This is a genomic window from Streptomyces sp. RLA131 (assembly GCF_056270125.1).
This window is the reverse complement of record NZ_JBWDOQ010000002.1, coordinates 3,974,565-3,989,433: the sequence shown is the minus strand read 5'-3', so window position 1 is coordinate 3,989,433 and position 14,869 is coordinate 3,974,565. Positions and strand designations below refer to the sequence as shown.

Annotated in this window: 13 protein-coding genes; 9 read left to right on the top strand and 4 right to left on the bottom strand. The window is 71.4% G+C overall.

What is annotated here, in order from left to right:
- Positions 1-100 precede the first annotated feature (100 nt).
- Positions 101-1,249 carry a serine hydrolase domain-containing protein gene (locus tag RWE79_RS19030; protein ID WP_475941280.1) on the bottom strand — a complete coding sequence of 383 codons (1,149 nt, stop codon included), beginning with the start codon at positions 1,247-1,249 and terminating at the stop codon, positions 101-103.
- Positions 1,250-1,378: 129 nt separating this feature from the next.
- Here RWE79_RS19030 and RWE79_RS19025 point away from each other — a divergent pair, with 129 nt between their 5' ends.
- A complete protein-coding gene (locus tag RWE79_RS19025; protein ID WP_475941279.1) occupies positions 1,379-3,409 on the top strand; it encodes a phosphocholine-specific phospholipase C in 2,031 nt (676 codons plus the stop codon).
- 70 nt (positions 3,410-3,479) lie between these two features.
- On the opposite strand, the gene RWE79_RS19020 is transcribed toward RWE79_RS19025, so the two are convergent.
- Positions 3,480-5,645, bottom strand: coding sequence for a terpene synthase family protein (locus RWE79_RS19020; protein WP_475945920.1), 2,166 nt, complete (start codon positions 5,643-5,645; stop codon positions 3,480-3,482).
- A 212-nt stretch (positions 5,646-5,857) separates the two neighbouring features.
- On the opposite strand from RWE79_RS19020, the gene RWE79_RS19015 reads away from it, so the two are divergent.
- Both RWE79_RS19015 and RWE79_RS19010 read left to right on the top strand, forming a co-directional pair.
- Positions 5,858-6,190 carry a DUF1330 domain-containing protein gene (locus RWE79_RS19015; RefSeq protein ID WP_475941278.1) on the top strand — a complete coding sequence of 111 codons (333 nt, stop codon included), beginning with the start codon at positions 5,858-5,860 and terminating at the stop codon, positions 6,188-6,190.
- 10 nt (positions 6,191-6,200) lie between these two features.
- On the top strand, positions 6,201-7,472 hold the full coding sequence (locus RWE79_RS19010; RefSeq protein WP_475941277.1) for an FAD-binding protein: 1,272 nt from the start codon (positions 6,201-6,203) through the stop codon (positions 7,470-7,472).
- Here RWE79_RS19010 and RWE79_RS19005 read toward each other — a convergent pair.
- Positions 7,442-7,981, bottom strand: coding sequence for an N-acetyltransferase family protein (locus RWE79_RS19005; protein WP_475941276.1), 540 nt, complete (start codon positions 7,979-7,981; stop codon positions 7,442-7,444). The genes RWE79_RS19010 and RWE79_RS19005 overlap by 31 nt on opposite strands.
- A complete protein-coding gene (locus RWE79_RS19000) occupies positions 7,978-8,538 on the bottom strand; it encodes a helix-turn-helix domain-containing protein (RefSeq protein ID WP_475941275.1) in 561 nt (186 codons plus the stop codon). Before RWE79_RS19000 ends, RWE79_RS19005 begins: the two co-directional genes overlap by 4 nt.
- A 95-nt stretch (positions 8,539-8,633) precedes the next feature.
- On the opposite strand from RWE79_RS19000, the gene RWE79_RS18995 reads away from it, so the two are divergent.
- The 6 genes from RWE79_RS18995 (at position 8,634) to RWE79_RS18970 (ending at position 14,495) form a co-directional block, all read left to right on the top strand.
- The gene (locus RWE79_RS18995) at positions 8,634-9,221 is read left to right on the top strand and encodes an HhH-GPD-type base excision DNA repair protein (RefSeq protein WP_475941274.1); all 588 of its coding nucleotides are present in this window, start codon (positions 8,634-8,636) and stop codon (positions 9,219-9,221) included.
- Positions 9,222-9,296: 75 nt separating this feature from the next.
- Positions 9,297-11,369, top strand: a complete 2,073-nt coding sequence (locus tag RWE79_RS18990) for a DNA polymerase III subunit gamma and tau (protein WP_475941273.1) — start codon at positions 9,297-9,299, stop codon at positions 11,367-11,369.
- Positions 11,370-11,493: 124 nt separating this feature from the next.
- Positions 11,494-11,829, top strand: a complete 336-nt coding sequence (locus RWE79_RS18985) for a YbaB/EbfC family nucleoid-associated protein (protein WP_475941272.1) — start codon at positions 11,494-11,496, stop codon at positions 11,827-11,829.
- A gap of 16 nt (positions 11,830-11,845) precedes the next feature.
- Positions 11,846-12,445 carry a recombination mediator RecR gene (gene recR, locus RWE79_RS18980; protein WP_475941271.1) on the top strand — a complete coding sequence of 200 codons (600 nt, stop codon included), beginning with the start codon at positions 11,846-11,848 and terminating at the stop codon, positions 12,443-12,445.
- Positions 12,438-13,088, top strand: coding sequence for a DUF5063 domain-containing protein (locus tag RWE79_RS18975; protein WP_475941270.1), 651 nt, complete (start codon positions 12,438-12,440; stop codon positions 13,086-13,088). The genes recR and RWE79_RS18975 overlap by 8 nt, the downstream gene beginning before the upstream one ends.
- Positions 13,089-13,223: 135 nt before the next feature.
- Entirely contained in the window at positions 13,224-14,495 is a 1,272-nt protein-coding gene (locus RWE79_RS18970; protein ID WP_475941269.1) for an aspartate kinase, read from the top strand.
- Positions 14,496-14,869: the final 374 nt, after the last annotated feature.

The following is a 14,869-nucleotide window of genomic DNA, read 5'->3' as shown; positions in this document are numbered from 1 at the left end:
ACCTCCCAGCGGTAGCTGGGGGCGCTGGAATTCAGCCCGTCCGGCGCTTGAGGACGAAACGCCCACCGGGCGCACCCGGGGAACGTCCGCGGCCGCGGGGTCAGCCCGACGTCGGAAGTGAGTAGACGTTGCCGGGGGTCACGATCTTCGTGATCGCCTGCGCGAACAGCGTGCTCGGCTCGCTGCCCCGGTAGGAGGCGTCCGTGTTGATGAGCACCACCAGGACCGCCTTGGTCTTCGGCAGGTAGACGACCACGGTCTGGTACCCGGGCAGTGAGCCGTTGTGGCCGATCCAGCCGTGGTTGTCGAAGATGCCCAGCCCGTAGCCGGTGCCGGGGAAGCCGGTCGGCAGGAAACGCAGCCGCTGCTTCTGGGTGGCCGGGCTCAGCACGGTACCGGTGGCAACGGCGCCGGCCCAGGAGTGCAGGTCCTGGAGGTTCGAGATGATCGCCCCGGCCGACCAGCCCCAGGAGGGGTTCCAGTCGGTGGCGTCGGCCGTCCTGCCGTTCGGCGTCTGGTTGGTGTAGCCGCGGGCGTGCGGGGCGGGGAACTCGGCGCCGACCGGGAAGACCGTGTGCTGGAGGTGGGCGGGTCCGAAGACCTGCTGCCGCAGGAACGCGCGCAGCGGCTGCCTGCCCGCCTTCTCGATCGCCAGACCGAGCAGGATGAGGTTGGTGTTGGAGTAGTTGAACTTCGCCCCCGGCTTGAACAGCGGCCGGTGCTTGAAGGCGTAGCCCAGCAGCTGCCGCGGGGTGAAGGAGCGGCGCGGGTTGTGCACGAAGGCCTTGTCGAAGGCCGGGTCCATCGAGTACGAGAACAGCCCGCTGCGCATCTCGGCGAGTTGCCGCAGGGTGATCTTCTTGCCGCCGGGCACCCCGGAGACATAGCGGGAGACGGGGTCGTCCAGCTTGACCTTGTGCTGGTCGACCAGGCGCAGCAGGGCGGTGACCGTGAAGGTCTTGGTCTCGCTGCCGATGCGCATGTTGAGCCCGGTGGTCATCGGCGCCCGGGTCTTCTTGTCGGCGATGCCGAAGGCCTTGACGTAGTCGCCCTTGCCCGGCATCCAGAGTCCGACGACGGCGCCGGGTACGGAGGCGCGGCGCATCACGCCGGCTATCGCCTTGTCGAGTTTCTTCGTGACGGAGGGGTCCAGCCGTTTGGTTGTGGTGGGGGCCGCGGCCGCCACGGGGGCGGCCAGGGCCAGAGACAGTGTGGTGGCGACGAGTGCCGCCGCGATCCTTCGTGTCATGTCTGCGAACGTAGGTCGGGTCGGGGGTGGCGGCGACCGGTCGGTGGCCGTGCACGGCCACCCGGGTGACGGCCGGAATTCGCCTGGGAAGGGTGGGAAGTTCGGCCACGGCTGGTGAAACTGTGGCCCATGACCGCAATGAACCGTCGTGGATTCATGCAACTGGCCGGTGGCACCGCCGCCCTGTCCGTGCTCCCCACCAGCATCGCCCGCGCCGCCGCGATCCCGGCGAACCGCCGTACCGGCAGCCTGCGGGACGTGGAGCACATCGTCGTCCTGATGCAGGAGAACCGTTCGTTCGACCACTACTTCGGCTCGCTGCGCGGCGTACGCGGCTTCGCCGACCCGCATCCGGTGACCCTGCCCGGCGGCAGACCGGTGTGGTACCAGTCCGACGGCACCAGGGACATCCTGCCCTTCCACCCGGACGCGGACGATCTCGGCCTGCGGTTCCTCCAGGACCTGCCGCACGGCTGGAACGACGGCCATGACGCCTTCAACCACGGAAGATACGACCGCTGGGTCCCGGCGAAGTCCGCCACGACCATGGCCTTCCTGAACCGCGACGACATCCCCTTCCACTACGCGCTGGCCGACGCCTTCACCGTCTGCGACTCCTACCACTGCTCGTTCCTGGGCTCCACGGACCCCAACCGCTACTACCTGTGGACCGGTTGGACCGGCAACGACGGCAAGGGCGGCGGCCCGGTCCTGGGCAACGACGAGGCCGGCTACTCCTGGACGACCTATCCCGAGCGCCTGGAGCGGGCCGGGGTGTCGTGGAAGATCTACCAGGACGTCGGCGACGGCCTGGACGCCGCCGGCTCCTGGGGCTGGATCGAGGACGCCTACCGGGGCAACTACGGCGACAACTCCCTGCTCTACTTCGACCAGTACCGCGACGCCGGGCCCGGCGACCCGCTCCACGACAAGGCCCGCACCGGCACCGACGCCAAGGCGGGCGACGGCCTCTTCGACCTCCTCAGGGCCGATGTCACGGCCGGCACCCTGCCGCAGGTCTCCTGGATCGTCGCCCCCGAGGCCTTCACCGAGCACCCGAACTGGCCCGCCAACTACGGCGCCTGGTACATCGCCCAGGTCCTCGACGCGCTGACCGCCGACCCCGAGGTGTGGAGCCGGACCGCCCTGTTCATCACCTACGACGAGAACGACGGCTTCTTCGACCACGTGGTGCCGCCCCACCCGCAGGCCGGGCGCTCGACGGTCGACCTGGCCGGGGAGCTGTTCACCCCCACCGGCTCCGACCCGCATGTCGCGGGCCCCTACGGGCTCGGCCAGCGGGTCCCGATGCTCGTCGTCTCGCCGTGGAGCACCGGGGGTTACGTCAATTCCCAGGTCTTCGACCACACCTCGGTCATCCGCTTCATCGAGCGCCGCTTCGGCGTCCACGAGCCCAATATCTCGCCCTGGCGCCGTGCCGTCTGCGGCGATCTGACCTCGGCGTTCGACTTCGGCCGCGCCGATGCCGCGGTTCCGCCGCTGCCGGCCACCGGCGGCTACGCCCCCGCCGACGGCGACCGGCACGACGACTATGTGCCGACCCCGCCCGCGGACCCCGCCCTGCCCCGCCAGGAGCCGGGTGCCAGGCCCACCCGTCCGCTGCCGTACGACCTGTCCGCCGACGCGGCCGGCCCGGGTTCCGGGCCCGCCGGGTTCGCGCTCACCTTCGCCAGCCACGGCACGGTGGGCGCGAACTTCCTGGTCACCTCCACCACCCACCCGGACGGCCCGTGGACGTACACGGCGGGGGCGGGCCGGTCGCTGTCGGGCAGCTGGGGCCCCGGCGCGTACGACTTCTCCGTCCACGGCCCGGCCGGTTTCTTCCGCCGGTACACCGGTGGCGCCGCCGGGCCCGAGGCCGTCGCCCGGCACGACGGGGCCCGGCAGCAGGTGCGGCTGGTCCTCACCAACGCCGGCTCCGGCACCGTCCACCTCACCGTCACCGACGGCCACGGCAAGGAGCGCCCGGCCACCTACCGGCTCCGCCCGGGAGGCCGCGCCGTGCACACCGCCCGCCCGAGCGGCAGCCACGGCTGGTACGACCTGTCGGTGACCTCCCGCGAGGACGGCGCCTTCCTGCGCCGGCTGGCCGGCCACGTCGAGACCGGCCGTCCCGGGCTGAGCGACCCACGGCTGTGACCCGGTGCCGGCCACGGGGGGCCGGCACCGGGCGGACCGCGGCTCAACCGGCTCAACCGGCCCAACCGGCTCAACCGGTCATGCCGAGAAGGGCCGGGAGCCGGGCGGCCGCGGTGCCGATCCCGGTGGGGCCGGGCAGGGCGGGCCCGGTGCGGTGGTGACGGAGTACGGCGGCCTCGTGGTAGCGGTGGCAGTCGCGGTGCCAGTTGAGGATGGCCGCCATCCAGTCCTGCAACTCGGCCACATAGCCGTCGAGGATCGCGCGGGCCTCGTCGCTCAGGCCGAAGTCGTCGTACAGAACGGGCAGTTCGTGCGCGGCGACATGCTGGAACTCCTGCATCCGCGAGGTCATGAGGTCGTTGATGATGGCGAGGCCGGTGGGGTAGTCGCAGTCGAAGAAGTTCTGGACGACCAGGATGCCGTTGTGGACCTCGCCCTCGAACTCGATCTCCTTCTGGTAGGAGAAGACGTCGTTGATCAGCATCGCGTAGTCGGCGGCGGCGTGTTCCAGTGACTGCATGGGCCCGCTGCGGTAGATCTCGTCCGGGACCTGGCGGCCGTGGCCGATCCGGCACAGGCTCATGGTGAGGTCGGAGCCGAAGGTGTGGCGGCGCATCTCGATGTAGTCGACGGGGTCGGGGATGCGGTTCTGGGCCTGGTTGGCCAGCTCCCAGAGCCAGCTGGCGGTCATGTTCTCCACGGCGGTACGGAAGCGGTGCCTGGCGTCCTCCTCCATCGGCCGCGCCGTGCGCACCCAGAGGTCGGCGAGACCCCGCTCCAGCGCGTTGACGGGGGCGGTGGTGAAGGTCGCGGCGTCCAGCGGCATGAAGTGGGACAGGCGTTCGTCGCAGACCTTCGCGCCGGGCAGGTCGCGCCCGGCGCCGTAGACCACCGGGAAGTAGTCGTCGCCGTAGGTGCCCCAGGCCAGCCAGGCCGCGGACAGGTCGAGTTCGGCGGGGGTGGCGTCCGGGTCGAGGCCGGCGGAGCAGAGCGGGAGGTCGTAGTCGATGAGCTTGGCCTCGTCCCAGACGCCCTCTTCGAGGATGCCGACCCGGTGCGACCACTCGGTCAGATTGCGGCGGGCCCCCGGCAGGTGCGGGCTGAGCGTGGTGGGGAACGGCATGTGGAAGTCCGGCAGCCGCGACGGGCCGACCCGCTGGAACGGGACGTGGGTGAAGCCCCGCAGCCGGGCGGCCTCGGCCCGCCGGGTGGTCAGCGTGATGTTCGCCGCCGACACGCCCGGGCCGGTCGGCCCCGGCAGGGCCCGGGCCCCGCCGCCGTTCATGTAGCGGCTGGAGCGCATGTGCCACTCCTGGCCGCCGGACTGCCAGTCCTGGAGCCCCTTGACGTACGCCGCGACATCGGCGCAGGAACCCGGGTCGAGCGCGTGCTCGGCCAGCAGCGGCGGCAGTTCGGTGAGCGCGGTGTTCTCGAACTGCTGGAGGCGTGAGGTCAGCAGGTCGTTGACGGCGTCGGCGGCCTGCTGCGTCGTGCAGTCCAGGAAGGTCTCCAGGACCAGGACGCCGTTGCTGTTCTCGCCCTCGTCCTCGACCTCCCGCTGGTACGAGAACAGGTCGTTGCGCAGGTGCACGCCGTCGGAGAAGGCGTCCCGCAGCACCCGCATCGGCCGGGAGCCGGCGATCACCGGCGGCACCTCTGCCCCGGCCGCGTACTCGACGAGCCCGGCGGACCAGGGGGCGCCGCCGACCTTGCGGCGCATCTCGATGTACTCGACCGGATTGGGGATCCGGTGGGCGTTGATGTTGGACAGTTCCCACAGGGACTCGTTCAGCAGGTTCTCGGTGCTCTCCGCGAACCGCTCCCGCCACCGCATGGACATCGACGGCACCGTGCGGGCCCACAGGTCCGCCAGGCCCGCCTCGACGGGATTCGTCGGCTCGGGGACCGGGCCCCCGCCGTCCAGGTCCATCGGCATGAAGGCCGGCAGCCGGTCCAGATAGGCCTTGCCGCCCTCGCGGTCCTGGGTGCGCTTGAAGAGCTCCAGGAAATGGTCGTCGAAGAAGAAGACCCACACATACCAGTCGGTGACCAGCGAGAGCGCCGGTCCGTCGCAGTCCGGGTGGGTGTAGGAGCAGAGCAGGGCGTAGTCGTGGGAGTCGAGGTCCTTCTCCTCCCAGACACCCGATCCTTCGAGCATCCCCAGCTCGCGCGCCCACTCCTTGGAATGGGCCCGCGCCTCCTCCAGGTGGGGATTGAGTCGGGCCGGATACGGCATGTAGAACTCGGGCAGTTCAAAGGGCTGTTGCTGCACAGGCGAAGGACTACCCGGGGCCGGGGAGGGCTATCCGGGTCACGAAATGGTCATACGACCACACCGGACCGCTCATGACCTGGCAGGTAATCGACCCCGGGCCGCCGCGCGGGCACAGTCGTCGGAGCAAGCAGCAGCCTTCGGACAGAACGCCAGCGGCCCGCCCAGGAGGAGACATGACCGCCTACGCCCTCGCACACCTGCAGGACAGCAGCGACCACCCCGACATCGCCGAGTACCTGCGACTGGTCCAGGGCACCCTGGACCCCTTCGGCGGCCGCTTCCTCGCCCACGGGAGCGACTTCGAGGTACTGGAGGGGAGCTGGCCCGGGAACGTGGTCCTCATCGGCTTCCCGGACTCCGCGCGGGCCCGGGCCTGGTACGCCTCACCTGCCTATCTGGAGATACTGCCGCTGCGGACCCGGCACATCGCCGGGGATGTGATCCTGGTCGAGGGCGTGCGGCCGGGCTACGATCCGGCGGGCGGGGTTGCCGGACTTCCGAGGTGAAAGAGGCGCGATGACTGCGGAAGTGACGAGGCTGACGAACTGGGCCGGCAATGTCGAGTTCGGGGCCCGGCGGCTGTACCGCCCGGCCACCGTGGCGGAGCTGCGCGACGTCGTGCTGGCCAACGACCGGGTGCGGGCGCTCGGCGCCGGGCACTCCTTCAACCGGATCGCCGACACCTCCGGCGTGCTGGTCGCCCTCGACCAGCTGCTGCCGCGCGTCGTGGACGTCGACCCGGCGTCCCGCACGGTCCGGGTCGGCGGCGGCGTACCGCTGGCCGAACTCGCCGCCGGACTGCGGCGCCACGACCTCGCGCTGCCCAACCTGCCCTCCACGCCGCACTTCTCGGTCGCCGGCGCCTTCGCCACCGGCACGCACGGCTCGGGCGACACCAACGGCACGCTCGCCGCCTCCGTCAGCACCGTCGAACTGGTCACGGCCGACGGCTCCGAGACGGTCCTGGCCCGCGGCGACGACGGCTTCGAGGGCGCGGTGACCTCGCTGGGCGCGCTCGGCGTCGTCACCGCCCTCACCCTGGACCTGCTGCCCCGGTTCGACGTCGAGCAGTACGTGTACGAGGACCTGGGCTGGCCGGTCCTGACCGAGAACGCCGACGCGGTCTTCTCGGCCGCGTACAGCGTCAGCGCCTTCACCGACTGGGACGGCCCGCTGCGGCTGTGGGTCAAGCGCCGGACCGGCGATCCGCTGCCCGACCTGGCCTGGACCGGCGCCCGCCCGGCCGACGGGCCCCGCCATCCCATCGCGGGCATGCCCGTCGCCAACGCCACCGAGCAGCTGGGCGTCCCCGGTCCGTGGGACGAGCGCCTGCCGCATTTCCGCGCCGGGTTCGTGCCCAGCGTCGGCGACGAACTCCAGTCGGAGTACTTCGTCCCGCGCGCCGACGCCGCGCCGGCGATTCGGGCGCTGCGCGGCCTGCGGACGCTGATCGGCCCGGTGCTCCAGGTCAGCGAGATCCGCACGATCGCCGCCGACACCGCCTGGCTCAGCCCCAGCCACGGCCGCGACAGCGTCGCCTTCCACTTCACCTGGATCGCCGACCCGGCCGCCGTCGCGCCCGTCCTGGTCCGGATCGAGGAGGCCCTGGCGCCCTTCGGCGTCCGCCCGCACTGGGGCAAGCTCTCCTCCATGGACCCGAAGGCGGTGGCGGCCTCGTACCCGTACGCGGACCGCTTCCGGGAGCTGCTGCGGCGCTTCGACCCGGCGGGCAGGTTCCGCAACGAGCTGATCGACAGCTACTTCCCGGCGCTTCCCAGCGGCTTGTAGAAGAAGGTGCAGGGCCTCGGCTCGCCCCACGGGTCGGCCGCGTAGCCGGGGACGACGCCCGTCTCGATCCAGCCGGCCGAGCGGTAGAGCCGCTCGGCCGGGCTGCCGGTCTCGGTGTCCAGGAGCAGCAGGGTGCGCCCGGCCCGCGCGGCGGCCCGCTCGGCCACCGCCAGCAGGTCGCGCCCCAGTCCCCGGCCGCGCGCGTCCCGGTGGACGATGAGCTTGCCGACGGCTGCGCGATGGCCGCCGTTGTGTCTGGCCTCCAGGGCCAGGGTCACGGTGCCGGTGAGCCGGCCGTCGCCGCGGGCGGCCCAGACCAGGAGCCGGCCGTCGGCCACGGCCGGGGCCAGCGCCTCCCACCAGGCGGCTGCCGTGTCATGGCCCAGGGGAGCGAGGAAACCGAGGGAGGAGCCGCTGTCCACGGCGTCCACCAGCACCTCGGCGAGTTCCCCGGCCCCGGCCAGCAGCGCCGGGGCGGTGAGCCGGGTGATCGTCGTACCGGTCGTCATGGCGCCACGACCACGATCGCGTACCGGGCCGGTGCGGGGCCGGGGCACACGAAGCGCGTCGCCCCCCACAGCCGGAACCGCAGGCAGTCGCCCGGCCCCACGTCGTACGTCTCGTCCTGCACGCCGATCTCCACCCGTCCCTCCAGCACCCAGATGTGCTGCTCCAGGCCCGGCACCGGCGGCGCGTCGTACTCGATCACCGCGCCGGGCCGCAGCGTCGCCTCCACCACCTCGGCCCGCAGCCCGGCATGCGGCGCGGACACCGAGCGCCGTACGAAGCCCGACTCGGCGTCCGTCCACACCGACTGGTCGGCGGCGCGCACCAGTTGGGCGGGCTCCGCCTCGACCTCGCTGAGCAGCCGCGACATCGTCAGCCCGTAGGCCGCGCACAGCCGCCCGAGCAGGGCCGCCGTCGGGCTGATCTCGGCCCGCTCCAGTCGGGACAGCGTGGACCGGCTGACCTCGGCACGCTGCGCCAGCTCCTCCAGCGACCAGCCGCGCGCCCCGCGCAGCTCGGCCAGGCGGGCGGCGAGCCGGGCGTCGATGTCATCTCTCATATCCGGGACTGTATCCCGGATATGAGAGATACGGGAGGCCTCCATCCAGCACGGCTCCCGGGCGTTCTCACGGCCCGTTGCGTAGCATGCGAATCATGGACACCACACTTCGGCTCGCCCAGCGGCCGGAGGCCGACGAACTGCTCGGGCGCAGCCCGCTGGCCCTGCTCACCGGCATGCTCCTCGATCAGCAGGTCCCCATGGAATGGGCCTTCTCCGGCCCGCACACCATCGCCGAGCGGCTGGGCCGCGAGGACCTGGACGCCCACGAGATCGCCTCGTACGACCCCGAGGCCTTCGCAGCCCTGCTGGCCGCCAAGCCCGCCGTCCACCGCTACCCGGGCTCCATGGCCAAGCGCGTGCAGCAGCTCTGCCAGTACCTGGTCGAGCACTACGACGGTGACGCCGAGGCCCTGTGGCGCGACGTGCCCTCCGGCGGCGAACTCCTCGGCCGCCTCAAGGCCCTCCCCGGCTACGGCGAGCAGAAGGCCCGGATCTTCCTCGCCCTGCTGGGCAAGCGGATCGGCGTCCGCCCCGACGGCTGGCGCGAGGCGGCGGGCGCGTACGGCGAGGACGGCTCCTACCGCTCGGTGGCCGACATCACCGGGCCCGAGTCGCTGGACAAGGTCCGTGCCCACAAACAGGAGATGAAGCGCGCGGCGAAGGCGCCGAAGCAGGCCTGACGCGAAGGCCCGGCGCGAAGGCCCGGCGGCGGCACGCGGCGCCGAGTGTCGGTGGGGCCCGATATCGTCGTAAGCGTGTCCCTCGCTCTGTACCGCCGCTACCGTCCCGAGTCCTTCGCCGAGGTCATCGGACAGGAGCACGTCACCGACCCGTTGCAGCAGGCGCTGCGGAACAACCGGGTCAATCACGCGTACCTGTTCAGCGGTCCGCGCGGCTGCGGCAAGACGACCAGCGCCCGCATCCTGGCCCGCTGTCTGAACTGCGAGAAGGGGCCGACCCCGACGCCCTGCGGGGAGTGCCAGTCCTGCCGTGACCTGGCGCGCAACGGGCCGGGCTCGATCGACGTCATCGAGATCGACGCGGCCTCGCATGGCGGCGTGGACGACGCGCGCGACCTGCGGGAGAAGGCCTTCTTCGGGCCGGCGAGCAGCCGCTACAAGATCTACATCATCGACGAGGCGCACATGGTCACCTCGGCGGGCTTCAACGCCCTGCTGAAGGTGGTCGAGGAGCCGCCGGAGCATCTGAAGTTCATCTTCGCCACCACCGAGCCCGAGAAGGTCATCGGGACCATCCGCTCCCGCACCCACCACTACCCCTTCCGGCTCGTCCCGCCCAGCACCCTGCGGGACTATCTGGCCGAGGTCTGCGAGCGCGAGGCGATCCCGGTCGAAACCGTGGTCTATCCGCTGGTCGTCCGGGCCGGCGCCGGCTCGGTGCGGGACTCGATGTCGGTGATGGACCAGCTGCTGGCCGGCGCGGGCGAGGACGGCGTCACCTACGCCATGGCCACGTCCCTGCTCGGCTACACCGACGCCGCGTTGCTGGACGATGTGATGGACGCCTTCGCGGCGGGTGACGGCGCCGCCGCCTTCGAGATCGTCGACCGGGTCGTCGAGGGCGGCAACGACCCCCGCCGCTTCGTCGCCGACCTGCTGGAACGGCTGCGGGACCTGGTGATCCTGGCCGCCGTGCCGGACGCGCTGGAGAAGGGGCTGATCGACGCCCCGGCCGACGTCGTGGAGCGGATGCAGGCGCAGGCCTCGGTCTTCGGCGCCGCCGAGCTGAGCCGTGCCGCCGACCTGGTCAGCACCGGCCTGACGGAGATGCGCGGCGCGACCTCGCCCCGGCTGCAGCTGGAGCTGATCTGCGCCCGGGTGCTGCTGCCCGCCGCGTACGACGACGAGCGGTCGGTGCAGGCCCGCCTGGAGAAGCTGGAGCGCGGCGCCGCGGCGGGCGCCTTCGCGTCGGCGCCCGCCGCCCCGGGCCTGGCCCCGGCACCTGCTGCTCAAGACTTCGCGGCCCCGGCCCCGGCCCCGGCCCCGGCCCCTGCGCCTGCCCCGGCGCCCCCCGCGCCCGCCCCGGTGGCGGCCCCGGTGGCGGCCCCCGCGCCCGCCCCGGCCGCCCCCGCGCCAGCCGCCGCCCCCGCCGCCCGGCGCCCCGGTGCCTGGCCCACCGCGACCCCGGCCGGCGCACCGCCCGCCGCCCCCGCCCCGGCCGCCGCCCCGGTCCCGGTCCCCGAGGCGGCCGTGCCCGCCGCCCCGCCGGCCGTCGGCGGCGACGCCTCCCGCGTACGGCAGATGTGGCCGCAGATCCTGGAAGCGGTCAAGAACCGGCGCCGCTTCACCTGGATACTGCTCAGCCAGAACGCCCAGGTCGTGGGCTTCGACGGCACCACCCTCCAGGTCGGCTTCGCCAACCCCGGCGCCCGTGACAGCTTCGTCAGCGGCGGCAGCGAGGACGTACTGAAGCAGGCCATCGGTGACGCCCTCGGTGTGCAGTGGCGTATCGAGGCCATCGTCGACCCCTCCGGAGGCGCCGGTGGCGGTGGCGGTGGCGGCGGAGCCCCCGTGCGCCCCGCGCCCGCGCAGCCCTCGCCCCAGGCCTACGCCCCGGCCCAGCCACAGCCGCAGCCGCAGTACGCCCCGCCGCCGCAGGCCGGCGCCGCGCAGCCCCCGCAGCACAGCCCGCAGGCCGCCGCGCAGCCGCCGCAGCACAGCCCGCAGCACACTCCGGAGCCGCCTCCGATCGAGGACGACATCCCGGAGGACGACGACCCCGATCTCGACGACACCGCGCTGAGCGGCCACGACCTGTTCGTCCGCGAACTGGGCGCGACCGTGATCGAGGAGATCTCGAACGACTGAACGACTGAACGACCGGGCCCCGGGAAAACAAGCCGTCTCCTCCCTGGGGTGTAGGGCGCGGGGCGTTGGGAACACGTAGGCTCGCTTTACCCGCACATCGTTGTCGTACGGCAGGAGCGAGACCGTGATCCCCGGTGGTGGCCAGCCCAATATGCAGGCGCTGCTCAAGCAGGCGCAGAAGATGCAGCAGGACCTCGCCTCGGCCCAGCAGGAGCTGGCCGAGACCGAGGTCGAGGGGAGCGCCGGCGGCGGGCTGGTGAAGGCCACGGTGACCGGAGCCGGTGAGCTCCTGGGACTGGTCATCGCGCCCGAGGCGGTCGATCCTGAGGACACGGAGACGCTGGCCGATCTGGTCCTCGCCGCCGTGCACAATGCCAACGCGACCGCGCAGGAGCTTCAGCAGAGCAAGCTCGGCCCGCTCGCCCAGGGTCTGGGCGGCATGCCCGGCCTGCCGTTCTAGAAAGGCGTTACGTCCGGTGTATGAAGGCGTGGTTCAGGACCTGATCGACGAACTGGGCAGGCTGCCCGGCGTGGGTCCCAAGAGCGCGCAGCGGATCGCCTTCCACATCCTGCAGGCCGACCCCGCCGACGTACGCCGCCTCGCCCACGCCCTGGCCGAGGTGAAGGCCAAGGTCCGCTTCTGCGGCATCTGCGGCAATGTCGCCGAGGCCGACCAGTGCCGGGTCTGCCGCGATCCCCGCCGGGACCCCAGCGTGATCTGCGTGGTCGAGGAACCCAAGGACGTCGTCGCGGTGGAGCGCACCCGCGAGTTCCGCGGCAGGTACCACGTCCTCGGCGGCGCCATCAGTCCCATCGAGGGCGTCGGCCCGGACGACCTGCGGATCCGTGAACTGCTGGCCCGGCTCGCCGACGGCACGGTCACCGAGCTGATCATCGCCACCGACCCGAATCTGGAGGGCGAGGCGACAGCGACGTACCTCGCCCGCATGATCAAGCCCATGGGGCTGAAGGTCACCCGCCTGGCCAGCGGTCTGCCGGTGGGTGGCGATCTGGAATACGCCGACGAGGTCACGCTCGGACGGGCCTTTGAAGGAAGGCGGCTGCTTGATGTCTGACAACGCGCTGGACCCCGACGACTTCGCTGTCCAGATCTCCGACCAGATCGAGAGCTTCATCCTCTCGGTCCGGGAGGTCGCCAAGGGTGACGACCCGGACAGTGCCGTGCCGTATCTGCTGCTGGAGGTCTCCCAGCTGCTACTGGCCGGCGGCCGCCTCGGCGCGCACGAGGACATCCTTCCCGACGAGCGCTACGAGCCGGACATCGGCCCGGAGCCCGACGCCGACCAGCTGCGCGAGCGCCTCGCGGTGCTGCTGGAGCCGATCGACGTCTACTCCGAGGTCTTCGACCCGTACGTCCCCCGTTCCACCCCGGTGGCCTGCCGGATCTCCGACGACCTGGCCGACGTCGTCACCGACCTCGCGCACGGACTGGCCCACTTCCGCGCCGGCCGGGTCACCGAGGCCCTGTGGTGGTGGCAGTTCTCCTATCTCTCCAACTGGGGCTCCACGGCCTCCGCCTCGCTGCGGGCCCTCCAGTCGCTGGTCGCCCACGTACGCCTCGACAGTCCGCTGGTCGCCCTCGACGGTCTCGACACCGACGACGACAGCGGTGACGAGGAGAAGCTCGCCGAGGAGGCCGGCCGGGTCATGGCCGCCGAGATCGCCGCGCCCCTGGGTCTGCGTCCTTCGTCGAAGTGAGGTTGCCGCGCGGCTGCGTGGGCAGGGTTCCGGTTCGTGGAGTGGGCCAAGCGTCTCAGCATGTGGTAGTGCGGGGACGCCATGGGCCCGCTCGTTAGACTGAGCCGACCGCAGTACACATCTTGAGGAGCGCACGTGGGCCTTGTCGTGCAGAAGTACGGCGGCTCCTCCGTCGCTGATGCCGAGGGCATCAAGCGCGTCGCCAAGCGGATCGTCGATGCCAAGAAGAGCGGCCACCAGGTGGTCGTCGTGGTCTCGGCGATGGGCGACACGACGGACGAGTTGATCGACCTCGCCGAGCAGGTATCCCCGATTCCTGCCGGGCGCGAGTTCGACATGCTGCTGACCGCCGGAGAGCGGATCTCCATGGCCCTGCTGGCCATGGCGATCAAGAACCTGGGCCACGAGGCCCAGTCGTTCACCGGCAGCCAGGCAGGTGTCATCACCGACTCGGTCCACAACAAAGCGCGCATCATCGATGTCACGCCGGGCCGTATCCGCACCGCGCTCGACCAGGGCAACATCGCGATCGTGGCCGGCTTCCAGGGCGTGAGCCAGGACAGCAAGGACATCACGACCCTCGGCCGGGGCGGCTCGGACACCACGGCGGTCGCGCTGGCCGCGGCGCTGCACGCCGAGGTGTGCGAGATCTACACCGACGTGGACGGTGTCTTCACCGCGGACCCGCGGGTGGTGAAGAAGGCCCGGAAGATCGACTGGATCTCCTCCGAGGACATGCTGGAGCTGGCCAGTTCCGGTTCGAAGGTGCTGCTGCACCGCTGCGTGGAGTACGCCCGCCGCTACAACATCCCGATCCATGTCCGGTCGTCGTTCTCCGGCCTCCAGGGCACCTGGGTCAGCAACCAGCCCCGGAAGGACCAGAACGTGGAGCACGCGATCATCTCCGGAGTCGCACACGACACGTCCGAGGCCAAGGTCACGGTCGTGGGTGTGCCGGACAAGCCGGGCGAGGCGGCGGTGATCTTCCGTGCCATCGCGGACGCGGAGATCAACATCGACATGGTGGTGCAGAACGTGTCGGCCGCCGCCACCGGTCTGACCGACATCTCCTTCACCCTCCCCAAGAACGAGGGCCCGAAGGCGATCGAGGCCCTGAAGAAGGCCCAGGCCGTCATCGGTTTCGAGTCGCTGCGCTACGACGACCAGATCGCCAAGATCTCGCTCGTCGGCGCCGGGATGAAGACCAACCCGGGTGTCACGGCGCAGTTCTTCGAGGCGCTGTCCAACGCCGGGGTGAACATCGAGCTGATCTCGACCTCCGAGATCCGGATCTCGGTCGTCACGCGGGCCGACGACGTCAAGGAGGCCGTGCAGGCGGTGCACAGCGCCTTCGGTCTGGACAGCGAGAGCGACGAGGCGGTCGTCTACGGGGGCAGCGGCCGCTGACCCGCCGCTTTCCCGCCCCGGGTGATCGGGGTCGCGAGCGCCGTGTGACGAAGTCGCTGGTCTGGACCTCTTGATCATCATCGGGTGCGCGTCGGACAATTTCGCTCCCTGTGTGCTGCAACCGGCAGCTCACAGGGAGCGTCTTTGTGTCAGCGCACTTCACCGCACAAAAGTGCCAGGCAAAAGGGGCATTGGGGAAAGAGTTGGTACGCATGGGGATATTTGCTACACCGTTAAAAGCGGTGCCTAGCGCGTACAACCCTGACGGGGGGCAACGTGTCCAACAGTCGTGGCAGAGGCACTTGGGGCATTCGGTATCGAGGCGGCGTTCGGGCGGACCGGCGTCGCGGCACCCGCACGCCCATCGGCCAGGC